At 63.1% G+C, this 24,961-nt stretch carries 23 protein-coding genes; 10 read left to right on the top strand and 13 right to left on the bottom strand.

The genetic code is table 11. The annotated features are described in order from the left end of the window. From RYH70_RS08540 to RYH70_RS08530, 3 genes are read right to left on the bottom strand one after another with little or no spacing between them, the layout of a single operon-like run. The gene (locus RYH70_RS08540) at positions 1-978 is read right to left on the bottom strand and encodes an HlyD family secretion protein (protein WP_035451714.1); all 978 of its coding nucleotides are present in this window, start codon (positions 976-978) and stop codon (positions 1-3) included. Next, complete coding sequence (locus tag RYH70_RS08535) at positions 975-2,405, bottom strand: TolC family protein (RefSeq protein WP_051414582.1); 1,431 nt, start codon at positions 2,403-2,405, stop codon at positions 975-977. The genes RYH70_RS08540 and RYH70_RS08535 overlap by 4 nt, the downstream gene beginning before the upstream one ends. 32 nt (positions 2,406-2,437) lie before the next feature. Next, entirely contained in the window at positions 2,438-4,984 is a 2,547-nt protein-coding gene (locus RYH70_RS08530) for a hybrid sensor histidine kinase/response regulator (protein ID WP_284455437.1), read from the bottom strand. A 171-nt stretch (positions 4,985-5,155) separates the two neighbouring features. Here RYH70_RS08530 and RYH70_RS08525 point away from each other — a divergent pair, with 171 nt between their 5' ends. From RYH70_RS08525 to RYH70_RS08495, 7 genes are all read left to right on the top strand, one after another. After that, complete coding sequence (locus RYH70_RS08525; RefSeq protein WP_317010075.1) at positions 5,156-5,752, top strand: hypothetical protein; 597 nt, start codon at positions 5,156-5,158, stop codon at positions 5,750-5,752. 288 nt (positions 5,753-6,040) lie between these two features. Then, positions 6,041-7,249, top strand: a complete 1,209-nt coding sequence (locus tag RYH70_RS08520) for a collagen-like domain-containing protein (protein WP_051414593.1) — start codon at positions 6,041-6,043, stop codon at positions 7,247-7,249. Beyond that, positions 7,246-8,025, top strand: coding sequence for an NHL repeat-containing protein (locus RYH70_RS08515; RefSeq protein ID WP_317010074.1), 780 nt, complete (start codon positions 7,246-7,248; stop codon positions 8,023-8,025). The genes RYH70_RS08520 and RYH70_RS08515 overlap by 4 nt, the downstream gene beginning before the upstream one ends. Before the next feature lie 7 nt (positions 8,026-8,032). Next, positions 8,033-8,428 (top strand): phage tail protein, encoded by a 396-nt coding sequence (locus RYH70_RS08510; RefSeq protein ID WP_317010073.1) that lies wholly within the window; start codon positions 8,033-8,035, stop codon positions 8,426-8,428. A gap of 9 nt (positions 8,429-8,437) precedes the next feature. Then, positions 8,438-8,827: a phage tail protein gene (locus tag RYH70_RS08505; RefSeq protein WP_317010072.1), complete on the top strand. Its 390-nt coding sequence runs from the start codon at positions 8,438-8,440 to the stop codon at positions 8,825-8,827. Between the two features lie 8 nt (positions 8,828-8,835). Beyond that, positions 8,836-9,237, top strand: coding sequence for a phage tail protein (locus RYH70_RS08500; protein WP_317010071.1), 402 nt, complete (start codon positions 8,836-8,838; stop codon positions 9,235-9,237). Then, positions 9,237-9,710 carry a GNAT family N-acetyltransferase gene (locus RYH70_RS08495; protein WP_317010070.1) on the top strand — a complete coding sequence of 158 codons (474 nt, stop codon included), beginning with the start codon at positions 9,237-9,239 and terminating at the stop codon, positions 9,708-9,710. Before RYH70_RS08500 ends, RYH70_RS08495 begins: the two co-directional genes overlap by 1 nt. Here RYH70_RS08495 and RYH70_RS08490 read toward each other — a convergent pair. The 3 genes from RYH70_RS08490 to RYH70_RS08480 form a co-directional block, all read right to left on the bottom strand. Further along, entirely contained in the window at positions 9,685-9,972 is a 288-nt protein-coding gene (locus tag RYH70_RS08490) for a DUF6916 family protein (protein ID WP_317010069.1), read from the bottom strand. The genes RYH70_RS08495 and RYH70_RS08490 overlap by 26 nt on opposite strands. A 19-nt stretch (positions 9,973-9,991) precedes the next feature. Beyond that, positions 9,992-10,246, bottom strand: coding sequence for a hypothetical protein (locus RYH70_RS08485; RefSeq protein WP_317010068.1), 255 nt, complete (start codon positions 10,244-10,246; stop codon positions 9,992-9,994). 98 nt (positions 10,247-10,344) lie between these two features. Next, the gene (locus RYH70_RS08480; protein WP_080530808.1) at positions 10,345-11,214 is read right to left on the bottom strand and encodes an AEC family transporter; all 870 of its coding nucleotides are present in this window, start codon (positions 11,212-11,214) and stop codon (positions 10,345-10,347) included. A gap of 597 nt (positions 11,215-11,811) precedes the next feature. On the opposite strand from RYH70_RS08480, the gene mnmC reads away from it, so the two are divergent. Further along, entirely contained in the window at positions 11,812-13,686 is a 1,875-nt protein-coding gene (mnmC, locus tag RYH70_RS08475) for a bifunctional tRNA (5-methylaminomethyl-2-thiouridine)(34)-methyltransferase MnmD/FAD-dependent 5-carboxymethylaminomethyl-2-thiouridine(34) oxidoreductase MnmC (protein ID WP_317010067.1), read from the top strand. A gap of 141 nt (positions 13,687-13,827) precedes the next feature. Here the strand turns inward: mnmC and RYH70_RS08470 are convergent, their stop codons facing one another. The 5 genes from RYH70_RS08470 to smc form a co-directional block, all read right to left on the bottom strand. Then, positions 13,828-14,040: a YheU family protein gene (locus RYH70_RS08470; RefSeq protein ID WP_022994386.1), complete on the bottom strand. Its 213-nt coding sequence runs from the start codon at positions 14,038-14,040 to the stop codon at positions 13,828-13,830. Positions 14,041-14,049: 9 nt separating this feature from the next. After that, the gene (locus tag RYH70_RS08465) at positions 14,050-14,628 is read right to left on the bottom strand and encodes a transglycosylase SLT domain-containing protein (protein WP_022994385.1); all 579 of its coding nucleotides are present in this window, start codon (positions 14,626-14,628) and stop codon (positions 14,050-14,052) included. A gap of 197 nt (positions 14,629-14,825) precedes the next feature. Next, positions 14,826-17,141 (bottom strand): NAD-dependent DNA ligase LigA, encoded by a 2,316-nt coding sequence (gene ligA / locus RYH70_RS08460; RefSeq protein WP_317010066.1) that lies wholly within the window; start codon positions 17,139-17,141, stop codon positions 14,826-14,828. Between the two features lie 187 nt (positions 17,142-17,328). After that, on the bottom strand, positions 17,329-18,258 hold the full coding sequence (gene zipA, locus RYH70_RS08455) for a cell division protein ZipA (RefSeq protein ID WP_317010065.1): 930 nt from the start codon (positions 18,256-18,258) through the stop codon (positions 17,329-17,331). 234 nt (positions 18,259-18,492) lie between these two features. Continuing rightward, positions 18,493-22,005: a chromosome segregation protein SMC gene (smc, locus tag RYH70_RS08450; RefSeq protein ID WP_317010064.1), complete on the bottom strand. Its 3,513-nt coding sequence runs from the start codon at positions 22,003-22,005 to the stop codon at positions 18,493-18,495. Positions 22,006-22,302: 297 nt separating this feature from the next. Here smc and RYH70_RS08445 point away from each other — a divergent pair, with 297 nt between their 5' ends. Beyond that, positions 22,303-22,701, top strand: coding sequence for a type II toxin-antitoxin system RelE/ParE family toxin (locus RYH70_RS08445; protein ID WP_081744331.1), 399 nt, complete (start codon positions 22,303-22,305; stop codon positions 22,699-22,701). A gap of 13 nt (positions 22,702-22,714) precedes the next feature. Continuing rightward, complete coding sequence (locus RYH70_RS08440; protein ID WP_022994381.1) at positions 22,715-23,020, top strand: addiction module antidote protein; 306 nt, start codon at positions 22,715-22,717, stop codon at positions 23,018-23,020. 22 nt (positions 23,021-23,042) lie between these two features. Here RYH70_RS08440 and RYH70_RS08435 read toward each other — a convergent pair whose 3' ends face one another. Together RYH70_RS08435 and RYH70_RS08430 are read right to left on the bottom strand one after the other, a co-directional pair. After that, positions 23,043-23,660, bottom strand: coding sequence for a hypothetical protein (locus RYH70_RS08435; RefSeq protein ID WP_317010063.1), 618 nt, complete (start codon positions 23,658-23,660; stop codon positions 23,043-23,045). A 111-nt stretch (positions 23,661-23,771) separates the two neighbouring features. Further along, positions 23,772-24,803, bottom strand: a complete 1,032-nt coding sequence (locus tag RYH70_RS08430; RefSeq protein ID WP_317010062.1) for an alpha/beta fold hydrolase — start codon at positions 24,801-24,803, stop codon at positions 23,772-23,774. Between the last annotated feature and the right edge of the window lie 158 nt (positions 24,804-24,961).

The raw sequence follows: 24,961 nt of genomic DNA, 5'->3' as shown, positions 1-24,961 counted from the left end.
TCAGGGCTCCAGGTCCAGCAGAACACTCATGCCCGGTCGCAGGCCGGGTATGGGCTGATCCGGGCGCATCTCCACTTCGAAGGTACGCAGATCGAAATCCTGCCCTTTTCCGGTGGCGCTCCAGGTGGCGTAATCCCCCTGCACCGCCAGATGGCTGACGGTAAAGCCGGCGTCCCGGTCCAGAGCGGGAATCCGCACGGTGAACCGGTTTCCCGGCTGGAACTGTTCGAGCAGATCCTCGCGCACGTTGAACAACGCCCAGGCGTCGCTGGCGTCGGTCAGCATCACCACTGGAAAACCTTGCGGCACCAACTCTCCGGAATGCAGCAGCACGTCGGTCACCTCACCGGCATGAGGCGCGCGCGCCTGGGTATCGTCCAGCAAATCCGCCACTTCCGAACGCAGACTGGCGGTCACATCACCAGTAGCTTCACTGGCGTCACGCGCTTCATCGCGCGGGCCATGTTCGGCCAGCTTCAGCACTTCGCCGGTGGTCACCCGGGTCTTCACCGCCACCTGCCAGGCGGTGTAGGCCTCATCCAGACGTTGGCGCGCCACCAGGCCCTCGTCGGCCAGAGCGCGCACCCGGCGGTAAGTGGTTTCCGCCAGTTGCTCGGCCACCCTGGCTTTTTCATGCTCGCTGCGGGCTGCGGCGATTTTCTCTTCACGGGTGCCGCCCTCAACCGCACTGATCAATGCCCGGGAAATGCGATCGATGGCCTCCACCTGGGCCAATTTGGCACGCAGCTCCGGGCTGTCGATGGTGAATACCGGCTGGTCTTTATCCACCCGGTCACCGCGGCGCACCCTCACCTCGGCGAGACGGCCCGGCACCTTCGAGGACACCATGTATTGACGCGCTTCCACTTGCCCCTGCAACCGTAACGGCGGCACCCGATAGGCTTGCCAGAACAGCACCGCGATAATCACCACCACCGCCGCCAGCACCAACAGGATCAATCCTTTACGTGCGCTCATGATGCGTCCTCTTGTTGCTGATGCTCTTGTTTCCGCTCTTTTTTCTGATAAAGGAAAAACTGCTCCTGCCGGCCGCTCAGCGCCAGTATCTGGGCCAGCGCCACCACATAACGGAATGCCGCCGCGTCCCGGCGGGTGCGGGCGGCGGTAAGCGCGGTCTGGGCATCCACCACATCCAGCGCCCGGCCAAGCCCCTCTTCAAATGCACGCTGACGCAAGTGCAGGGTTTTCTCCGCCAACAGCACATTACTGACCAGATCCTGATAAGTGCGGCGGGCGTTATCCGCCTCCCGGTACTGGGTCTCCAGCAATACCGAAAGTTTACGCTGAGCCCCCTGGTACAACTGCCGGGCCTGCTCCTCGGCGCTGTCAGCGGCGCGAATTTTGCCAGCACGGCCGGAACGATCCAGTAACGGCAGACGCACTCCCAATCCCACCAGCCAGTCCGGCGTCAGATCGCTGGCCAGGGAGTCATCCTCATAAACGCTGTACCCACCGAACAGAAAGACCTCCGGGTGGTAGGCGCCACGGGCGGCCTCACCCAGGGTGCCGGCCTGCTCTTTCTTCAGTGCCAGCACACGCAGGCTGGGATGGTCGGCGAGACCATCAAGCAGTTCTTGTCGTGGTGGCAAAGCAGCATTGGTGAACAATCGGGAGCGAGTCGTCACCGGGCTATCGGCGTGTACCAGGCTGGTCAGCACCATGCGCGCGGTGTCCCTCTTCGCGCGGGCGTCGCGGGCCGCGATGCGGGCCTGATCATAGGCGGACCGCGCCGCCAGCCGTTCCACCTCGGCGATCTGCGCGTGCCGCTGGAGCGCCTCCGCCGCCCGCAGATGATGCGCCAAGGTGCTTTCCGCCTGCTCCTGGGTCAGCACCAGTTTCTCCGCGGTGACCAGCCCGTAGTAGGTCGATACCAGCTCGAGGAAACGGGCCCGGCGCACCTCTTCATAGAGCGCCGCGGCTTCCCGCCGGCCCAGCTGCAACGTGCGGCGGGTAGCACTGATTTTTCCTCCGGTGTACAGCGGCCAGAACGCCACCAGGGAACTGCTGGTGATATCCCGCCGCGTAACCGGAGTCATGAAAGCATCCTGACCACCCAGTAATTGAATCAACAGCTGCCCCGGCAGCGAATCGCCCAGGCTGTCCAAAGGCTTCATTGCCAAGGCATCCAGCTCCACCGGCTTGTCCAGCCGGGTATAGGACCCCACCAGCTCCACCCGCGGCAACAGCAAGGAGCGAGCGGATTCCATCAACGCCTGGGCCTGATCCTGACCGGCCAGCCCCGCCGCCAAAGCATGATCCTCGGCCAGTACCCGTTCCCAGGCCTGGCTGAAAGTCAGTGCCGTGTCGGCAAACCCTGGCCGGCACAACAGCAAGGCGGTCAGCAGCAGGGCCACGGCCCCCGGTCTCCGTGCTTTCTCCGCCATCCTTTGCTCCCTTCTTCGTTATCTTGGCTATGTTATCGGGCGGACGCCCCGCCCAGGTATTGTTGTAATGCCGATTGTAACGCGCTCAGCGTCAGCGGCTTGATCAGTTGGCCGTCCATGCCGGCGTCCCGCAGCCGGTCCGCGTATTCGGGTAGAATATGGGCGCTCAGCGCCAGGATCACCGTTGGCGGCCAGCCTTGTTCCCGTTCCATCTCCCGCATCCGGCGGGCGCTGGTGAAGCCATCCATCACCGGCATGTCCAGGTCCATCAATACCAGCCGGAAGCCGCCGGCGGCGGTGGTGAAGGCCTGCAAGGCCTGGGCGCCGTCGTCGGCCAGATGTGGCGCCGGCACGCCCAAGCGCTGCAGATAGCCCCGTGTCACCATCTGATTGACCGGATTGTCCTCCGCCACCAGTACCCGCAGCCCACGCCCTTCCTCTCCGGACGCACGGGACGACAAGGGCGCCGCCGCGCCATCCCGGTCACACAGCAGCTCCTGCAGCTCACTGACACTGAGCACCGAACGGCGCACCAGGGTAACGTCGTCCCGCATGCTGAGATCATCGCTTTGCCGCATGCCGCACAACACCACCACCTGGAGACCGGCGCCACTGCGCCGGATCGCCTGCAGAGCGCTGTCCAGTTGCGCGCTGTCACGCACGCCGTTGACCAACAACGGTGTGTCCCTATCCACCGGCAATGCCGATAACGAAGCCAGCGAATCCAATATCCGTACCGACTGGAAGCGCGGGTCCCCTTTCAACAGCGCCGCCAGATTTCCGCTGCGATCCCACATCAGCGCCGGCCGCATGGGGATTTCCGCCATTGGCACCGGCGGCGCCGAGACCGGCAAGCGGATGCGAAAGCGGAATCGGGAGCCCTTGCCCATGGCACTGCGGACATGAATCTCGCCCCCCATCAGCCGTACCAGTTCCTGGCTGATGGAAAGCCCCAGGCCGGTGCCGCCGAATTGTCGCGTCACCGAAGCGCTGGCCTGGGAAAAGTGCTGGAATAACCGTTTCTGCTCCTCGCGGCTCATGCCCATGCCACTGTCGCTGACGGCGAATTCCAGCAACACGTGGTCATCACTGTGCTCCAGACAGCGAGCGGTGACCCGGATCCAGCCCTGGCGGGTGAATTTGACCGCGTTGGACAACAGATTGGTGAATACCTGACGCAACCGGGGCGCATCCCCTATCACCTGCGCGGGCATGGCCGGATCCACGTCCACCAGAATCAGATTGCCGTTGTCACTGGCCGGCAGACTGAACATACGCGCGCAATCGCTCAGTTCCGCCGCCGGGTCGAACGGTCCCGGTTCCAGCTCCAGCTTGCCGGCCTCCAGTTTGGCGTAGTCGAGCACATCGTTGATCAGCGTGGTCAAGGTGCGGCCGGCGTTCTCGATCAGGCCGATGTACTCCCGTTGGCGTGGCGACGGATTGGTCTCCCGCAACAGTTCCGCCAATCCGAGCACACCATTGAGCGGCGTGCGGATTTCGTGACTCATGCGCGCCAGAAAACGGCTTTTGGCGCGCAGCTCCGCCCGCCCGCGGATGGCCCTGGTGGTGAAATGCAGAAAGACCCCGCTCAACAGCAGCACCACCAGATACAGCACGGCGATACCGCCCATGGTCCAGAGCGTGTCGTAGCGGGCGTTTTGGTGAGCCTGCAGCACCAGCCGGCGGGCCAGGTCCACGGTGAGCCCGGCGAACTCGTGCACCCGCCGCTGCCGTTCGCCGCCCTGCTCCAGAGCGTCGCGCCAAGGCACGGTGACGCGGGGCGTGGCCACCAATTGCTGATCCACCCACTGCAAATAGGCCATCAATGAATCGCGCAACGGCCGCCACTGCTGCCGTAAGGCGGCATCCTCGGCGCGGGCTGCCAGCGCCTGCACCTGCCCGTCCAGAAGCAGAATCTGTTCTTCCAGTTTGAGGCGGGCGGCCTCAAGGCGAAGCGCATCGGAACCGCTCAGATAGCCACCGCGCAAACTGGTGTACATGGCGATGGAGCGGATCAGGCCAACGTGCAGCGTCAATTCGCGCAAGCCATTGAGCGGCAGCGACAGCGCTTCGCTGGGTTGCGGCCGGGTGCCGGTGGACAGATCGGACATATACAGCACCGCCGCCAGGGTGGCGTACAAGCGCTCATTGATCTGCTCGACGTTATCGAAAGGCCCGGCCACATCCTCCACCGACATGCCGGTGCGCACCGCCGAATCGCGCCATTCCCGGCGCAACACCCCGCCCTGATCCAGCAGTCCCGGCGACGGCAGCGCCACCAGCGTATCCAGGAAAGCGGTGATACGCTGATCGGTTCGCTCGCGGGCGCCGCGATAACGAATGTTCAACTCGGCGGATTCCAGGTGGACCATGCCCACCGCCAGATCCCGGACTTCCTCCAATACCGGCGCCACCGCCAAACCGGCCTCGAAAGCACGAATATCACCGAGCATGCGTTGGTAGTTGTCGTGTACCGCCAGGCGGTGTTGCAGAATCAACAGCGCCAACAACACGAACGGCACCGTGATCAACGCCGCCATCAAAGCAATGGCGGGAAAGGCTGTTCTTTTACTGGCCAACCGCTTCTCCCATCCAGGGCCAACCGGTGCTCTTCCCGAGCCGTTCCATTGTGCCATCCATCATCGACGATGACGACGCATCGCCGCACACTGTGCGCCCGCGGGCAGCCGCGGCGGGAACGACTATGTCATCATAGGCGCTTCATCCATAACGACGGAACCACCGTGCCCGTGAGGATTCTTTTTTTTACTTTCCTGCTGTTCGCCTTGGGATTGAGCGGTTGCCAGAACATTACCCAGACCTCGTCACCTCCTCGTTTGCTGGCTGAGGATCCCGACTGGGACGTGCACCGCTTCCGCACGCCGAAGACCCTGGCCGGCCTGGAAGCCGATGGCGAGATTACCGCGCCACGGCGGCGCCAGTGGCGTTACCGCCTGCCGGCCCCGGCCGGCGAACGCGTCACCGTGACGGTGGTGCCGATGCCGGGAGGCTGGGAACGGATGTCACCGCGACGGGCAGTGTCCGGCCGCTACGGTCAACTGCGGCAACGGCGCCTGGATCACCTTATGCAACGCCCGGATCTGTCGCTCACCGTGGACGAGGAGCGGCTGTTCGATCTGGAAGGCCATGCCACCGCCAGCAGCCGCTGGCACTGGTTGGACAACAACGGTAGCCGTCGTGACCAGGCGCTGCTGCTGATGCACATGGGCGACCATTTTTTGCTGTTCGAGGGCTATTCGCGGGACCAGAACAGCCGCTGGCTGTTGCTATTGCTCAAGCGGGCCCAGGCGGAGTTTCGCGCCGCGCAGACCAAACCCCATGAGTAGCCGGGTTTCTCGCCGCCACGCCAATACCCGTCCCAAATGACCCTCCCTGTTTAGGGTATGCCCTTCCCGCTCCCGCCCTGGCAAAGTGGTAAAGACAAAGAAGTAAAGACAGACACGGCCAAACATTAAATGCACAGGGCGCCTTGGGGGGCGTTTTATGGATGGACGGACCCCGTCTCTATCACTCAGTCCGCTGACGCACGATTTATGTTGTTGGCGCTCGGTGACGAAGTGTAAAATTCGATCAATCATAAAAAAGGCACGGATCGCGCCCTGGGGGAAAATCTGATGTTCCAAGCACTTCGCTTTGGCCTTGCGGCCGTTGTGATATCCTTGTGTCTGCTCGCTCGGAGCGCCACCGCCGATGTCCCTTCCCGGCTGGTGATTCAAGGATACCTCACCGACAACAGCTACCAACTTCCTTTACACGGAACCCACACTTTCACCGCGACTCTGTACGACCTCTCCGGACGCACCACCGATTACCAAAGCAACGGCGGCACCGCCACCGACCCGCTGGGCCTGGGCGCCGTACTGTGGACCGAGACGATGACGGTCACGGTGGATAATGGCCGCTACAGCCTGTTACTTGGTGCCGAGGCCGCCAATCCCCTGCCCTCCGATCTACTCGCCTCGGACCAGGTCGAACTGGGATTGGCCGTCGATCAGGACAGTGAAATGACCCCGCGCCTGAAACTCACCGAAGGCAGCGTTCCCTTCGCCCTGCGGGCCCGGGAGGCGGAACGGGTAAACGGTGATATCAGCCCCCGCTCACTGACCGTCGGCGGCCAGTTGGTGATCAACGAGGCTGGTGAATGGGTCGGACCGGACAGCGGTCTGGTGGGCCCGGAGGGTCCCGAGGGTCCGGAAGGCCCGGCCGGCGCACAAGGTGAAGCGGGCCCTCCGGGGCCCGCCGGTGAAACCGGACCGGCCGGTCCGCCTGGCGAGGCCGGTCCTCAAGGTCCGAAGGGGGATACCGGCCCCGCTGGTCCACAAGGACCGGCCGGCGATACTGGAGCAACCGGCCCGCAAGGCCCTCAAGGCGAGGCAGGCCCGACAGGTCCCCAGGGCCCCAAAGGCGATATCGGTCCGGTCGGCCCACAAGGGATTCAAGGCGTGCCCGGTGCCACGGGACCACAGGGCCCGGCCGGGAATACCGGGCCGCGGGGTCCCCAGGGCAATACCGGGCCACAGGGGCCGGAAGGCCCCGCGGGCCCGATGGGGCCCAGTGGCCCGGCGGGCCCCATCGGGCCTCCCGGCCCCGCCGGATCGCTGAGCACGGATAACGTCCTGCAGGGCAGCTGTGACAATGCCGGCGTCTGCCAGTGCGACTCCGGCGTGGTGATCTCCGGCGGTGTGGTGTGTAGCACCAACAGCTACATCACCGCCAGTTACCCCAGCAGCACTTCCGCCTGGAGCGGAAGCTGTGAAGTGTGGCAGACCGGCGCCGCCGCCACGCCAGCCCGTATTCATATCACCTGCGCGGTGACGGAATGATGGAACTGACGCGCCGACAGCTCCTGGTGGCCGGAGGTGGTGTCGCCGGCGCCCTGATGGCGTCACCGCTGAGCGCCGCCACCGCCGCTACCGGAGTCGAAATGATTCCCGGCGCCCGTGCCCTGGCGCTACCCGACGGCGAACGAGTTCTGGTCCAGGCCTTCGGTCGCGAGGTTCATTGGCAACGCGCCGATGGTCTCCATCACCTGGACCTGGGCAGCCCGTTCGACACCCGCGTGGTCGCGGCCGCCCGGGACCAGCGGATGCTATGGTTGCTGGATCGCCACAAACGCCTGCTGCACGGTGTGAACAAACGCGGAACCGTCCAACGTCAGCTGTCACTGGCGGCGCTGCGGGACCCCGCGGATATGGTGATTCACCAAGGGCAGGCCTTCATCAGTGACGTTTCCGGACACCGTATCGTGCGTCTGGACCTGCATGAAGGTTCGATGAGCGAGCTGCACAGTGATCGCCCGTTGAACGGACCTTCATCCCTGGCTATCGGCCGGTCCGGGCTGAGCGCACTGACGCTGGGGGATCACCGCCTTCATCATTTCACCGCCAATGGTGAAAGCCTGGGAAGTCAGGCCTCTCCAGTGGCCACGCCGGCGGCGCTGAGTAATGTGAATGGAGAGTTGCTGCTGCTGGATCGCTGTCGCAACCAGCTGTGCTGGGCCGGCCATGCCCGCCCCGCCCTGGCTTTACCCAGCGCAGGGCCGGTAAGGCTTGGACACATCAGTTGGCAACCCGGCGGCGATCTGCTCGTCAGCCTGTGAGGACATTATGAGCGAGCCTTATATTGGAGAGATCCGTATGTTCGCCGGGCATTTCGCCCCAACGAACTGGGCGTTTTGCGACGGGCAACTTATGTCGATTGCAGATAATGACGCACTGTTTTCCATTCTCGGCACCACCTACGGCGGAGACGGCCGAACCACCTTCGCCCTGCCTGATCTGAGAGGCCACTCCCCCGCTCATCCAGGCCAAGGTCCGGGCCTCACACCACGGACCTTGGGAGAAAGGACCGACTTCTCCACCGTAACCGTGCTGACAAGCGTGCAGGCGGAGCGGGGGCTGGGGCTTAACCCCCAAGCGCTGTTTCAAGCTCAATCCCGATCGCCCTACCTTGCAGTGAATTTCATCATTGCACTGGTCGGTTTGTTTCCAGCGCGAGACTAGGAGCCCATCATGAGCGAACCTTTTATCGGCGAGATCCGCATGGTGGGTTTCAAGTTCGCGCCCAGAGGCTGGGCCTTCTGCGATGGCCAACTATTGCCCATTAATCAAAATACGGCGTTGTTCTCCATCCTGGGCACGACCTACGGAGGCGATGGCAAAACCAATTTCGCCCTGCCCGATTTGCGTGGACGCCTGCCGGTGCATGCCAGCGATGAGATCCCGCTTGGACAGGCTGGAGGGGCATCATCCGCTTCAGGCAACAGGATGTTGACATCACTGTCCCCTGAGCGCGGCTTGCCCTACACATCATCGATCGTCAACGCAGCCACCGACTCCTCTCCCACGCTGGGGCTGTACTTTACCATTGCTTTGCAAGGCATCTTCCCACCCCGCCCATAGGAGAACTCATGGATCCTTTTATCGGCGAAATTCGCATGTTTGCCGGAAACTTCGCGCCTCGCGGTTACGCTTTCTGTGACGGCCAATTGCTGGCCATCAGTCAGAACACCGCCTTATTCAGTTTGCTCGGCACCACCTTTGGTGGCGACGGACAAACCACGTTCGGCCTGCCGGACTTGCGCGGCCGCTCCCCTGTTCATCCTGGAGACGGCCCCGGCCTGCCTTATGTCGTGCAGGGCCAAAGGAGCGGCAACGACACTGGCTGGCCGGTCCTTGGCGATGTCACCCTGGCACGGGACCTGCCCACAACCAAGTCCTTCGATGATGCCGCTGGCTCGCAGGGTACCGCGCCGCAAACCTTCGTTCATTTCATTATTGCGATACAAGGCCTCTTCCCAAGCCGTAACTGATGATCGACACCCAGCTAAGAACAGTCACGGATGCCGACACTGAAATCCTGTTGGCGATTTACATCAGTACCCGCCGGGAGGAAGTGGTGCAAACCGGCTGGCCGGAGTCCCGGCAACAGGCGTTTCTCGCCATGCAGGCCCGCGCTCAGCACGAGCACTACGCACGTCATTATCCGGAAGCCGAACGCAGCCTGATTCTGGTTAAAGGTGAGGTTGCCGGCCGTCTCTACGTAGGCCACTGGCAACGGGAAATTCGTATCGTCGATATCGCCCTGCTGCCGCCTTTCCGCGGAGCGGGCATCGGCTCACGGTTGTTGCAAGCCTTGCAGGAACGGGCGCGGACAGACGGCAAGCCCCTGAGCATTCATGTGGAAAAAACCAATCCCGCGCTACGGCTGTATCAGCGCCTGGGCTTCAAACAACGGGAAGACAAGGGCGTGTATCTGCTTATGGATTGGCGACCCGGCGATTGAACACCGCCTCGAAGCGCTGCGCACCGTCGGTGGCGCCGAAAGGGCCCAACGGAACCAGAAATACGGCCTCCTCACCCAACGTTGGGTGGCGCAGTGTCCGCATGCCTTGCTCCAGTTCGCAGGGCGCCGCGAACAGCAGCGAAAAGCACTCCCAGCCGTCCGGCGCCACCGGCATGGACACCGACTCCAGAACCAGAGTGTTACCGTCAGGCAAAGTGAATGGCTGCCCCTCACAATCCCGCCACTGTTGCAACGTTATCATCGCGTTCCCCCTGGCAACGTCAGCGAATCACCGAAACTTCCGTGGTGGCCGAGAAATTCTCGCTGCTGGCCTGAACCGACGCGGCGCCATTGGGGGCCTGGACTTCATTACGGTGACGGCCGCTACTCATGACCTGATCCGCCGGCACGATACGCGCGCCAGGCTGGGTATTGGCAACCGGTTGAGTGTTCTGATGGCTGTCGCCTCCGTCCCCGCTGAAACAGCCACTCAACAAAATCGCCCCGCTCAACATGGTCAGCACTTTGATATTCATTATTCTTCCCCCATGAAAATGAAAGCCGGAAACCGGCCTTCCGGCGCCAGTTATACACCGCTGCCCCCCGGCCTGTACACCGGCCCGCGCGGACCGCTCTATCCCATCGCCACCATCAGTAACAGCGGCAGAGTCACGAACGACAAGGCGGTGGAACACATGACCATGGCCGCCACCTGCTCCGGGCCCTGGCGGTACGTCTGCGCCAACAGGTAATTGAACACCGCCACCGGCATGGTGGATTGGATCAACACAACGCCGCGCACCATGCCTTCGGTGCCGGTCACTGCACAGATCAGCCAGGCCAACACGAATCCCGCGCCCAGTCGCAATACGGCAAACGCGGCACCGGGGCCAAGGTCATTGACGCGCAGTTGCGACAGGGACACGCCCAGGGTGATCAACATCATCGGAATCACCAGATCGCCAATCAGGCTGACACTGTTGAACAGCCACTCCGGTAAGCGGATACGAAAAATCACCATGATCAAAGCGATCACCACCGATATCAGAATCGGGTGCATGAACAGCTTGCGCGATATCCCCTGGCCACTGACCACCGCCAGGCCGAAGGAGAATTGCAATACGGACGACAGCATCATCCAGGCCAGCGCCAACGCCAGACCGTGGTCACCAAACGCGAGCAGACACAATGGCAGCCCCATGTTGCCGGTGTTAGGAAACAACATGGCCGGCAGAAACACCCGTGGCGAGCGGCCACTGATACGAATCACCGCCAGCGCGACCAACGCGGTACCGATGAACACCGCCGCGTAAAGCCCGGCCATTTCCATCAGGGCCGTCAGCGACAGTCCGGTTTTACCCAACGTAGCAACGATCAGGCACGGTGTGGCCACGGTGGTCACCAGCGTGCTGACCATGGCAATGTCATAGGGACGTCCGCTACGCCCCCAGAAATAACCGACGCCGGCACAGGCCACCACCGGCGCCATTACTGACCAGATCAAAGCTATCTCCCGAGTTCAGAAATCACGAACAACTAGCTACGAAGCCACTGTGGGAGCTTGCCTGCAAGCGAATGTGCCAACACCGGAGGACCGGCATTCGCCAGCAGGCTGGCTCCCACAGATCCTGCTACGAAGCCGCTGTGGGAAGCTTGCCTGCAAGCGAATATCGCCAAGCATCGAATGAACCCCATTCGCCAGCAGGCTGGCCCCCACAGATCCTGCTACGAAGCCGCTGTGGGAAGCTTGCCTGCAAGCGAATATCGCCAAGCATCGAATGAACCCCATTCGCCAGCAGGCTGGCCCCCACAGATCCTGCTACGAAGCCGCTGTGGGAAGCTTGCCTGCAAGCGAATATCGCCAAGCATCGAATGAACCCCATTCGCCAGCAGGCTGGCCCCCATAGATCCTGCTACGAAGCCGCTGTGGGAGCTTGCCTGCAAGCGAATATCGCCATGCATCGAATGAACCCCATTCGCTTGCAGGCAAGCTCCCACAGCGGCTTCGTGGTTACTCCTGGTTCCGTGCAAACGCCAGCCTCGCATCGTGATAAACTCGCCGGCGCGATCGACAGCCCAATTCTGAGGAGAGCCTCCGCCCATGTCCAACGGCGAATCCAACGGTGACTTCGAACCCCTGCAACCGGCCCGGCTGGATTGGCAGGCGGACACGCCGGTGGCGACGGATTTCGACGATCCGTACTTCTCCCGTCAGGACGGCATGGCGGAAAGCGATTACGTATTCCTGCAAGGCAACCGCTTGCGGGAGCGCTTCCGGACGCTGCGCCCCGGGCAGCATTTCGTTATCGGCGAAACCGGTTTCGGCACCGGCCTGAACATGCTGTTGGTGGCGCGCCTGTTCCTGCGACTGGCGCCGGAAGATACCCTGCTGGATCTGCTGTCGGTGGAAAAGCATCCCCTGCACGCCGAGGATCTGGCCCGCGCCCTGGCCCACTGGCCGGATCTGGCCGATCTGGCGGCGCCCTTGCAGCGGCAGTACCCGCCGCCCTGCCCCGGCTACCATCGCCTGCAACTGCACCCACGGGTGCGCCTCACTCTAATGTACGGCGAGGCCACCGCCCAGTGGCGGCATTGCCACAGTACCGTGGACGCCTGGTTCCTGGACGGCTTCGCGCCGTCCCGCAATCCGCACATGTGGCAGCCGGAGCTGTTCCGGCAATTGGCCCGGCTGAGCCGCCCCGGCGCCACTTTCGCCACCTTCACCGCCGCCGGTGAGGTGCGTCGCGGCTTGCAGGAAGCGGGCTTTCAGGTGCGCCGCATCGACGGCTTCGGCCATAAACGCCACATGGCGGTGGGCGAATTCGGCGACGACAACTGGACCGCCCGGCACTGGCAGCGTGGCCACGCGGTGATCGCCGGGGCCGGTCTGGCCGGCGCCAGCAGCGCCCGGGCACTGGCCGAACGGGGCTGGCGGGTAACGGTGCTGGACCCGGCCGGCATTGCCCAAGGCGCCTCCGGCAATCTGGCCGGCGTGGTCTACTCAACACCCAGTGCTCATCTGACACCGCAGAACCGCTTCTATCAGATGAGTTACGTGCACGCACTGCGCTGGCTGAACCGGTTTGAATTTCCCAATCCGGAACAGGGCCGTCTGAACGGCGTGGTGCAGTATCCGGTGGATCAACGTCAGCAGGACAAACTGAACGGGGCCCTGCAAAGCGGGGTCTGGCCCGATACCCTGCTGCTGCCCCGGGAAGATGGCGGCATGCTGCTCGCCGGCGGCGGCTATCTGCGCCCGGGCGCCTGGTGCGAAACGCTGCTGGATCATCCGGCCATCGAAGTGCGCCGGGACAAAATCACCGGTTATGTGGCCGGCGACCCGGTGCGTGTGTCCGTGCAGGGAGGCGGTGAGTTGGAGGGCGACACGCTGATCCTGGCCACCGCCGCCCAGGCCCGCCGTTTCGACGATCTGCATTGGCTGCCGCTCAAGATCATTCGCGGGCAGGTCAGCTACTGCCGGGCCACCGAAGCCAGCGCCAAGTGGCAACAGGCCCGCTGCCATGGCGGCTACCTGACCCCGGCGGTGGACGGCCTGCATTGTGTCGGCGCCACCTTCGATCTGCACGATGACAACCCCCGGCCCAGTGACCATCACGATCAGGTGAATCTGCTGCAGCTAAAGCAGTACTTACCGGAAGCGTGGCGGGAACTGGGCGGCGAGCACATCGAAGTGGTGGATCGGCGGGTGGCGTTCCGCTGCCAAAGCAACGACTTCCTGCCACTGTGCGGCCCGCAGCCCCGGGTGCTGGGTCCGATTCTGGATGAAGCGCCCGGCGTTTGGCTGAATCTGGCTCACGGCAGCCGGGGTATCACCGGCACGCCCTTGTGCGCGGATCTGCTGGCGGACCGGCTTAGCGGCTTGCCGCTGCCGGTGGATGACACTCTGGCGGAAGCCCTGGCGCCGGTGCGTTTCCTGCACCGCCAGCGGCGCAAGAAGCGGCCCCGGCGGGCGTAGGAACGATTTGCTGGCACGTCTACACGCCAATTCGCGAGCAAGCTCGCTTCCCACAGATAGGGACTACGAAGCCGCTGTGGGAAGCGAGCTTGCTCGCGAATGGCTGTCTCCATATGCCATCGATGTGGCACCAATCTGAATTCAGGACACCATAACCAGGTCCACGGACTCGGTGGCTTCATCGAACATCAGCCGGCACTCGCCCCGCTCCAGCATACGGCGCACCTGCTCCACCTTGGTGGCCAGCGGCACTTCCTGCTCACCGTAATCGGTGCCGTCACGGGTCACGTATTCCTCGATCAGATTGGTGAGGGTCTCGGCACTCACTTCCCGCCAGGGCACTTCAATCGGCATTTCCCCTCCTCAACGCCCGCAACGGGCCATCTGCGCCCGGTACTGATCGGCCATGGCGGCGGCCCGGCGGGCGGATCGTTGCATGTAGGGTTTGTTTTTCCATACGCCGCGAGAATAGCCGCCGTGGCCGGCGTAATAAGCCAAGTACAGGTGGTAGGCGTCGTTCAACGGGATGCCATTACGCACATGGCTCTGGTAGTGGTACCAGCCGACGAAGTGCACCGCGTCGGCGAAGTCGGAGCGCTTGGCCCCCCGGCGACCGGTTTCCTTCTGATACCAGGCCCAGGTGCCGTCCAGCGCCTGCGGATAGCCATAGGCGCTGGAAGGGCGTTTCCAGGGGATGATCCACAACAATTTGGTGCGCGGCGGTTTGATCCGGGCCTGGAAGCCGGATTCCTTGTAGATCGTCGCCATCAGGATCGGTACCGGCACACCGAATTCCTTCTCGGTACGCTTGGCGGCCTTGTACCAGTTATTGAACCACCCCCCTTTCTGATCGAACACGGCGCAAACGTTTTCGGTCTGGGTCGGGGTGGACGCGCAGCCCGCCAGTCCGACCAGCAACAGCGCCAACAACAGGGCTCGCATGGGTAACCTCGGAATTCCGGTTTGCGACATGGTAGCGGTTGGCCTCCGGAAAGGGAAAACGGGAATCGCGTGCGGCCCGCGGACCGGACTACGAAGCCACTGTGGGAGCCTGTCCGGGCGGCGGGCCGCTGCAAGCGAACACCTCACACCAGAGACCGCATTCGCCAACAGGCAGGCTCCCACCGCGGCATCCCGCCTTATACAACGATGCCGTGGCCGGCGAGAAAGTCGGCGAAGGTGTCCTCGTCCATCACGTCCACTCCCAGCTCTTCCGCCTTGGTGAGCTTGGAGCCGGCGGCCTCGCCAGCCACCACGCAATGGGTTTTCTTCGATACGCTGCCGGCCACCTTGGCGCCCAGGCTTTGCAGATGGGCCTTGGCCTGGTCGCGGGTCAGCCGGGACAAGGTACCGGTCAGCACCCAGGTCTGCCCTTCCAGGGCCTGCTCCGCCGCTTCCCGAGGCGCCTTTTCGGACAACTCAGCGGCCAGCGCCTCGGCCTGTTCCAGCCGCTGCCGCCAATCGCCCTGTTCCAGCGCCTTGTGGACCTGCTCCAGCATGGCCGGGCGAACCGGAGCCTCATCGGCATCCGCCTCGGCGAGAGCCGCCACGGTCTTATAATGGCTGCCCAGGGTTTCCAGGGACTTTTCTCCGACGCCATCCAGCGCCATGCCAAGACGCTTGGCCGCCTTGAGGAAGTACCCGAGCGTCAGTTCCCGCACGAAGGCCGCGGAGGGATGGCCATTGGCGCGCGGCTGGACGCCTTCGGCCAGCAGACCGTCGATGACGTCCTCGTTATGTTGCTCGCGGAAGAAGGCGTGAATCGCCTTGGCCACTTCCAGCCCCACATCCGGCACCGCCAGGAACAACAGCAACGGTGCCCGCCGGATCGTCTCCAGGTCACCGAAACAATCGGCCAGCGCCTTGGCGGTTTCCTCGCCGATCTGCAGGATACCGAGAGCGAACAGGAAGCGCTCCAGGCTCACCGTCTTGGAGTGCTCCAGCGCCTCGATCAGGTTGGCGGCGGACTTGTCGCCCATGCGCTCCAACGCCGCCACCGGCTCCGCTTGCAGCCGGTACAGATCGGCCACGGTGGCGATCAAGTTCCGGTCCACCAGCGCGTCCACCAGCTTTTCGCCCAGCCCCTCGATGTCCATGGCCCGGCGCGAAGCGAAGTGCTTGATGGCTTCCCGCTGCTGGGCGCCACAGATCAGGCCGCCGGTGCAGCGCGCCACCACGCCGCCCTCGGCGCGGAAAATATCGCTGCCGCACACCGGGCATTCGGCCGGCAAATGAATTTCCTCGGCGTTGCCGGGGCGCCGCTCGGGCACCGCCCGCACCACCTTGGGAATCACGTCACCGGCCCGATACACCACCACGGTGTCGCCGACACGAATGTCCAGGCGATGGATTTCATCGATATTGTGCAGGGTGGCGTTGCTGACAGTGACCCCGCCCACCTGTACCGGCTCCAGTTTCGCCACCGGCGTCAGCGCCCCGGTGCGGCCCACCTGCCAGTCCACTCCGTTGAGAACAGTGATCTCTTCCTGCGCCGGGAACTTGTGCGCGACAGCCCAGCGCGGCGCGCGGCTGACAAAGCCCAGGTCACGCTGCCAGTCGAGCCGGTCGACTTTGTAGACCACGCCGTCGATGTCGTAATCCAACTGATCCCGGCGTTCCAGAATGTCGTGGTAAAACGCCAGCAAGGCGTCCACGCCATCGCAAAGTTTCACTTCCGGATTCACCCGCAGCCCCCATTGGCGCAACCGCTCGAGGATGGCGGAATGACGATCCGGCCAGTTCTCCCCTTCCAGTTGCGCCAGGGAGTAAGCGTAGAACTCCAGCGGCCGCTGGGCGGTAATGCGGGAATCCAATTGCCGCAGGCTGCCAGCGGCGGCGTTGCGGGGGTTGGCGAAGGTTTTCTGCTCCGCCTCCGCTTGACGCCGGTTCAGCTCGGCGAAGCCACGGTGGGTCATCACCACCTCGCCGCGCACTTCCATCAAGGCCGGCGGCTTGTCACCACGCAGGCGCAACGGGATCGACTTGATGGTGCGCACGTTGGCGGTAATGTCCTCGCCAGTCTCACCGTCGCCACGGGTGGCGCCGCGCACCAGCTCGCCATTCTCATAGACCAGCGACACCGCCAGGCCATCGAGTTTGGGCTCGGCGACATAGTCGATGCTGCCACTCACATCCAGACGCTCGCGGACGCGCTGGTCGAAGTCCCGCAGTTCCTCGTCATTGAAGGCATTGCCCAGGCTCAGCATGGGTACCGCATGGCGCACTTCGTTGAAGCCTTCCAGTGGCACGTCCCCGACCCGCTGGGTCGGCGAGTCCGGGCTGATCAGGTCGGGATGCTCCCCTTCCAGCGCTTGCAACTGACGGAACAGGCGGTCGTATTCGGCATCGGGAACGGCGGGGTCATCCAGCACATAGTAACGGTAGGACCAGTCGTTGAGCTGGTCCCGCAGCTGTTTGATCTGTTCGGCGGGAGACGGGGTTTTCGGCGATGTCACGGTGGGATGAGTCCTTGCTTTCTACTGGCGCTGGGGGGCGGTTTTAACCCGAATTCGCCAGCAAGGCTGGCTCCTACAGATTTTGCTACGAAGCCGCTGTAGGAGCTTGCCTTGCAAGCGAATTGGCCTCTGCGCAACAGATTCGCTTGCAAGGCAAGCTCCCACAGTGGCCTTGAGGCCTCCGACCTCAGCTATGAGATACGCGCTGACGCCGCTCGAACTCCTGCACGCGCTGGCGCAGGTGTTCCATGGTCTGCGGCGTCAAGACGCTGTGCTGCTCGTCACGCAGGTCGCCGTACAGCCCTTCAGCCATGCGCCGGCCGGTGGTGAGCATGCGATCCAGCGCCGCCAACGGATCTTGCGGCCCCGGCAACTGCATGAAGAAAGTAATGCCGGCGAATTCCTGCTCTTCCATGGTCTGGATATCGAAGGTACCCGGCTCCACCGCGTTGGCCACGGAGAATTCCGGATATTCGTCGCCCTGTCGATGACGATGGAAGATGTTCATCTCGCCGAAGCGCAGGCCGCATTCCAACAGATAGCGGAGCATCGCCTCGCCGTCGAAACGGTCCGGGCGGCGCGCGATCAGATGGAACACGATCACTTCCTGCACCTGCCGTTCCGGCGGTGGCGCGTCACGATGGGGCTGGCGGGCTTCGGCACGGGCCCGCGGGGCCTCACGAGCCGGTTGCGGTTCCGGTTCCAGCTCATCCTCCGGCAGATCCCGGCTCGCGCGCATGGACGGCAGCGACTCTTCCGCCTCCGGCTCCGGCTCGGCCTCATCTTCGAACAGATTCTGCTGCTCCGCCCGCCGTCCGGCCATGTCGTCCGGTGCCTCATCTTCTTCCATCATGATCGGCGGATCATCGCGATCTTCCGGCAACGGCGCGCCATCGGCGCCGCGACGGATCACCCGGGGACGTCCGATCACTTCCGGGTTGCTGTCGAGAAAATCGTCTTCTTCATCATCGTCACCGGCGGGGCGACGGAAACGGCGATCGATGCGCATACGCAAGCGCCCGTGCCGTTCGCGGATCATTCTTCGCACACCGTCGGCCAGAATCAGCAGAATCAGAATAACCAGAATGCCGATCAGTGTTTCCAAATTCAGGCCCATTTGCCCCTTCCTTAGCGTGTGCCCCCAAGCGGACACCACATTAGGGTTAAACGTCAGTTCAGATAATCATTCGCTACACGCCCGCCGCTGTCAAAGCGCTATCGGCATGGAAGCCGGGCGATTCACGCCGATAAGGTAAAACTTCTTAAGAGCGTGTCCTGGTTACATAAAAATATAAGCAGTTTAACGGCCCGGCGGCCCCGGGCCTGTTTGTCTCTTGTTACCTGGCCGCGGCTACATGGCCGCCATTTCAGCGGCCTCTTCCACGTCCACGGAGACCAGACGCGAGGCGCCGGGCTCGTGCATGGTCACGCCCATCAGAGCGTGGGCCATTTCCATGGCGATCTTGTTGTGAGTGATATAAATGAACTGCACCCGGGACGACATCTCCTGCACCAGATTACAGAAACGGCCCACGTTGGCATCGTCCAAAGGCGCGTCCACCTCATCCAACAGACAGAACGGTGCCGGGTTGAGTTCAAAAATACTGAACACCAGCGACAAGGCGGTAAGCGCCTTTTCGCCCCCGGAGAGCAGGTGAATGGTGCTGTTGCGCTTGCCCGGCGGCCGCGCCATGATCGCCACGCCGGTATCCAGCAGGTCCTCGCCGGTCAGCTCCAGGTAAGCGTGCCCGCCGCCGAATACCTTCGGAAACAGCGCCTGCAGCCCTTTGTTGATGCGGTCGAAGTACTCCTTGAAGCGGGTCCGGGTCTCGCGGTCGATCTTGCGAATGGCATTGTCCAGGGTACGCAGCGCGTCTTCCAGATCCTCGTTCTGCTGATCCAGATACTGCTTGCGCTCGGACTGTTGCTGATATTCGTCGATGGCGGCCAGGTTGATCTGACCGAGCCGGGCGATGCGCTGGGCGATCTGCTCCAGGTCCTGGTTCCAGGCCTGTTCGTTGGCGTCCTCCGGCAGATTGGCGAGTACCGTTTCCAGATCGAAATGCTGCTCGCCAAGCTGCTCGGCCACGGTCTGTCGGCGGGTGCTCAACTCCTGCCAGAGCATGCGCTTCTGGCTGATGGCGTCACGCACTTCCTGGGCCTGGCGCTCGAACTGGCCACGGCGGCCTTCCAGATCGCGCATCTGGTGTTCCACCTCTTCCAGCTTCCGGCGGGCGTCGGCCAGCTTTTGCTCCGCCTCCAGGCGCAGCTCCAGTTTTTCTTCCAGCTGCTGTTGCAGCTCCAGGCCGAGGTCGTCGCCGCCCTCGCTGAGCTGGCTTTCCAGCAGCGCCTTGCGCTCGGCCAGGCTGGCCACCTGCCCTTCCAGACGGGCCAGGTTCTGACGCAGGGCATCCGCCTGGGTACGGGCCCCCTGGGCCTCCATGGCCAGTTGATGAGCCTGGTCGCGATGCTGCCGCGCCTGTTGCCGCGCGTCATCCAGACGCAGACGGTAATCGTCGCGCCGCGACAGCAGCGCCTCGCGCTCGCCGGAGTCCTGCTCCATGGCGTCCAGGGCTTCCGCCAGCACCGTCCGCGCTTCCTTGATCTGTTCCTGTTCCTGTTCGAGCTGACCGCGGGTTTCCTCCAGCTCGCGGCCAAGCCGTTCCTGGCGCATGGTGATCTGCTCCAGGCGCACCTGGCGGGCACTGACCTGGGCGTTGACCTCGCCCAGTTCCCGGCTCAGCCGGCTGCCCTGGCGCTGGGCTTCCTCGCGCTCTTCCTCCAGCGCCGCCACCTGCTCGCGGTTCTCTTCCAGCCGCGCCTTGAGGTCTTCCACCGTGGTGGTCAGGGTTTCGATCTGCTCTTCCAGCGCTTCCAGCTGCCGGCGGCGTTCCAGAATGCCCGCTTCCTGGTCCTCTTCCCGCACTACACGCAGCCAATCCGGCCCCAGCCAGATGCCGTCACGGGTGACTACCGACTCACCGGGACTCAATTGCCCTCGCAGGGACAGCGCTCCGGGCAGATCTTCCACCGCGTAAACCCCGGCCAGCAGCCCTTCCGGAGCATTGCCGGAGACCTTGTCCCGCAACGGCGTGCCTGTTTTTCCGGTATAGCCGCCGGCGGCGGCGTCCGAACCCGGCTGGACCATGGCGACACGGCCATGGGTGAGGTCCGCCAGCCAGTCGCCGACCTGGTCCAGGCCTTCCACGGCCACCGCCTGCAGGGCATCGCCGAGCACCGCTTCCACCGCTTTTTCCCAGCCCTCGGCCACGTTGATACGGTCCGCCAGGCGCGGATGGTCGTCCAGTTCGTGGCGGGTGAGCCATTCACTCACCGCGCCGTCATCGCCCATGGCCGCCTTCTGCAGCGCCTCCAGGGAGGTATGGCGGCCACGCAGGGTTTGCAGCCGCTCGCGGGCTTCATCCAGTTCCCGGCCGCGATCCCCGTTCTGGCGGCGCAGTTGGTTGATCTCTTCCTGCAGCCGCTCACTGCTCATCTCGCTCTCTTCGCGTTGCATCTGCAGTTCGGCCACCTGCTCCTGAAGCTCACGCATCTCAGTGGCCAGCGGGCCGGAGTCCAGGGATTCCTGCTCCTTTTCGAGCCGTCCCATGCGGTCGCGCAGGCGCTCGATGGATTTCTCCAGATGCTGGATGCGGGACTGTTCCACCTCCGCCTGGCGGCGTGACTCGCCGGCCCGGTTATTGAAGGTCTCCCACTCCTGCTGCCACTCCTGCATGGCCTCCTCGGCCAGGGTCAGCGTCTCGGTGGCGCTGTCCTGCAGCTCGCCGCTCTCTTCCAGCCGCGGTTCCAGCTCCGCCAGCTGTTCCTCCAGCATGGCCAGCTTTTCGCCGTCCAGCCGCTGGTGCTCATCGGCCTCTTTCCAGCTGGCCCGAACCTGCTCGAACTCTTCATGCAATTGCTGATGGCGCTCGCGCTGATGCTGGATGCTCTGCTCCAGCCGCGCCACCTCGGCGCCGAGCGCATAAAAGTGCTGCTGAACCTGATTAAAGTGCTCCTGCGCCTCGTTATGCCCTTCGCGCAGCCGCTCGATCTCGGCGTCCACGTGGCGCTGCTCGGCCACCTTGGCCTCCATGCTCACGTCCAACTCGCCGATCACGTGGTCCAACTGCTTGACCTGGTGATCCAGGCCCTGCCAGCGCAAGGCTTTGAGCTGAGCGCTCTTGTGGCGCTCCTCTTCCTTGTACTGTTTGTATTTCTCCGCCGCGGCGGCCTGACGGCTGAGGCGCTCCAGTTGCCGTTCCAGTTCCTCACGAATGTCGGTCAGGCGCTCCAGGTTCTCCCGGGTGCGGCGCATGCGGTTCTCGGTCTCACGGCGGCGGGCCTTGTACTTGGAAATGCCCGCGGCCTCCTCGATGTACACCCGCAGCTCTTCCGGCTTCGCCTCGATCAACCGGGAGATCATGCCCTGCTCGATAATGGCGTAACTGCGGGGGCCGAGACCGGTGCCCATGAAGATATCGGAGATGTCCTTGCGGCGGCACTTGGCGCCGTTGAGGAAGTAATTGGACTGACCGTCCCGGGTCACCAGGCGCCGCACCGAGATTTCGCTGAACTTGCCGTATTCGCCCTGGACCTTGCCCTCGGCGTTGTCGAACACCAGCTCGATGGAGGCCTGCGCCACCGGTTTGCGGGAATTGGAGCCATTGAAGATCACATCCGCCATGGACTCGCCACGCAAATGCTTGGCGGAGGACTCCCCCATCACCCAGCGCACGGCGTCGATGATATTGGACTTGCCACAGCCATTGGGCCCCACCACGGCGGTGAGGTTATCCGGGAACAGGGCCGTCGTGGGATCCACGAACGACTTGAACCCCGCCAGCTTGATGCTTTTCAGTCTCATAGAGTGCGCTACTCGCTTCCCGCGAACCGTCCCTGCCCGGCCACGCCATCGCCAGCCACGGACAAACTGTTTAAACCGGTTAGTCTAGCGACATGCCGCCCTGAATTCATCACACAAAGGGCGTAGGGGGGAGGATGAGCTCTCAAACTCTTAAATATGCACAAAGACACATATTCATAAAGGCATGGCTTACGCCCTCTTGCGTGCCGGGCCTACAGACCTTTCCGATTTGGCCGACAGACCCGCCGGCCCTCTGCCTCGATACTAAAAGCTGGATCACACCAGCGAGCATTTGCCATGAACGGCCCCGATGCCTCCGGTTCCCCTGGTCGGAAACCCTCTTCCGATTCCGAACCTTACAGCCTTGACATTCGTATCCAAAAGGATACAATTCGGACTTATACCGTACTGGACACTCAGGCGTTTCGCCTCTGGTTGTCCAAAGTGAGGGACCCGGTTGGCAAGGCCGCGTTGCTCCGCCGGCTGGACCGCTTGCGCAACGGGCAGATCGGCGATCACAAATGCCTGGGGAAGCAGCTCCACGAAATACGCCTGCACCAGGGGCCAGGCTATCGCGTCTACTACGTGTATCTTGACCCGGTCACCTGCCTGCTGCTGACCGGCGGCACCAAGGCATCACAGGAGCGGGACATCCGGCGCGCGCAAGCTCTGACCCAGCGGATCACAACACCATAGCGGGGTGACCACCATGAACCACTCTGACAACACACTGAAAGACCTCGGCGTCCAACCCTTTGACCTCGCTCGCCATCTGGACAGCGAGGCCACCATTGCCGAATACCTGTCCCAGGTTCTGGCCAGCGGCGACCACAATGAACTGATCGATGCCATTGGCCACGTGGCCCGCGCCAAGGGGATGAGTGAAATCGCCCGCGCCTCGGGGCTGGGCCGGGAGAGCCTGTACAAGGCCCTCAGCCCCGGCGCCAAGCCGCGGTTCGACACCGTGGTGCGGGTATTAAAAGCGCTGGGAGTGGAGTTGAAGATTTCCGTGTGAGAGAGTCTTACAAGGCCCCTGGCTATTGGTAACCACAAGCCTCCAGCACCGGAGCAAAGGCCTCTTCCGCGCCGGCCAGGGCGAAATTCAGTTCCAGTGGTGAGCCGTCGGAGCTGTGCATCCGCAGGACCACGTCATCCGCCTTTTCCAGGGCTTTCATGAACCGATACGCCTGATCCTGGCGCAACCCCGTGGATCTCCCCTCGAACAGGTCCGGCCAGGCGGCTTTATGGGCCTCACCACCATCGAAGCTGTAGACCACCTCGATATCGCCACCGTCGGTCACCGCGAAGGCACTCGGCCCTTTTCCCATACCTGATGCGTGGGTCACCACGAAAGCCAGTTTCCCGTCCGTGCACTCGGCCTCGAACCGGGTGTGATCATGCTCGCGCATGAGCAGGGATTTATTAGCGGCGCTCTTCAGGGAGTCGATGTTGCTGTAGGCCGCCCCGCTATCGCCGTAGGCCCACCAGCCCATCATTTCCATGAACCCGTTTTCACTGGCCAGCATGCCATAGGTGCCGCCGTAATCGATCTCCGGGTAATCCGGATCCGCCCATTCGGGAGCGGCCTTGGCACCAAGGGAGACAAGCGAGATCAGGCAGGCAAGAGGAAGCAGGAAGGTCCGTTTCGATAACATCAGCTCTCCATCGATACAATCGGCAAGGCGCGCATCCTAACATCGCACCACCGGATTGGGGACCACCGGCACCGTATCGCCGGCCGACGTCCCCGTCCCGAGCAGACTCCGCTACAGCTCGCTCAGCCCTTCCAACAGTGCCTTGTGAAACTTCTCCGGTGCCTGAATCTGCGGAGAATGGCCCAGCTCCGGGAACTCCACCAAAGTGGCATCGGGAATCCGCTCAGCGGCCTGCTCACCCAGCACCTCATAGCGGCCCAGTTCCTTTTTAGCCTCCTCGCTGGCCAGTCCTTTGCCGATCGCCGTGTTGTCCTGCTCGCCGATCAACAACAGAGTCGGCACCCGCAACTGATTGAACTCATAAACCACCGGTTGCGTGAACACCATGTCGGAGGTCAGCGCCTGATTCCATGCCACCCGTTTCCGGTCCTTGCCGCGATACATCCCGGCCTGCATCTCCACCCAGCGGTCATAACGCGGCTCCCAGTGGCCGGCGTAATAAGTAGATTGTTGATACGCCCGGATGCCCTCCGCGCTCTTCTTCAATTCCGACTGGTAGGCCTGGTCGATGCCCTGATACGGCACGCCTTTCGCTTTCCAATCCTCCAATCCGATAGGATTGGCCAGCACCAACTGCTCCACCCCATCCGGGTACATCAGCGCATAACGGACGGCCAGCATGCCGCCCATGGAATGCCCCATCACCGTCGCCTTGTGGATATCGAGATTCGCGAGCAAAGAGTGAGTGTTAGCGGCCAACTGATGAAAGCTGAAATGATAATTCTCGGGCTTGGTGGATTTGCAAAAGCCGATCTGATCCGGCGCCACCACCCGGTACCCGGCCTCGGAGAGAGCTTCAATGGTGCCCTCCCAAGTGCCCGCGCAGAAATTCTTGCCGTGCATCAGCACCACCGTGCGCCCGTTTGGTGTCTCCGGCTTAACATCCAGATAAGCCATCCGCATCGACACACCTTGGGAAGTAAATTCGAACCGGCTCACCGGATAAGCGTAGTCGAAACCGGACAGCTCACCGTCATAAACGGCGTTTCCTGCCTCCCCTTCCGACGCCCAGGCGCCGGCGCTGGACAAAATCGAAGCGAACAGAGCGAATCCCGTTGCTACGAATCGGGCCCCCATGGACATGACACTCTCCTCCCAGATGAAAAATGTATAGAAGGTAAACACGGCATTTCCTTCCTCATCACGTTGGAGGCTCCTTCACGCGAGGAGTTCCGTGCTCTCCCATTGCCTGTCCAGATTGATCGACTTACCCTCGTGCCATAGCCATCGGCATTACCCCC

Origin of the sequence: Alloalcanivorax xenomutans (assembly GCF_032810065.1) — a bacterium.
Lineage (GTDB): Bacteria > Pseudomonadota > Gammaproteobacteria > Pseudomonadales > Alcanivoracaceae > Alloalcanivorax > Alloalcanivorax xenomutans.
The sequence above is the reverse complement of the archived record's forward strand: the minus strand, read 5'-3'. Positions and strand labels throughout refer to the sequence as shown.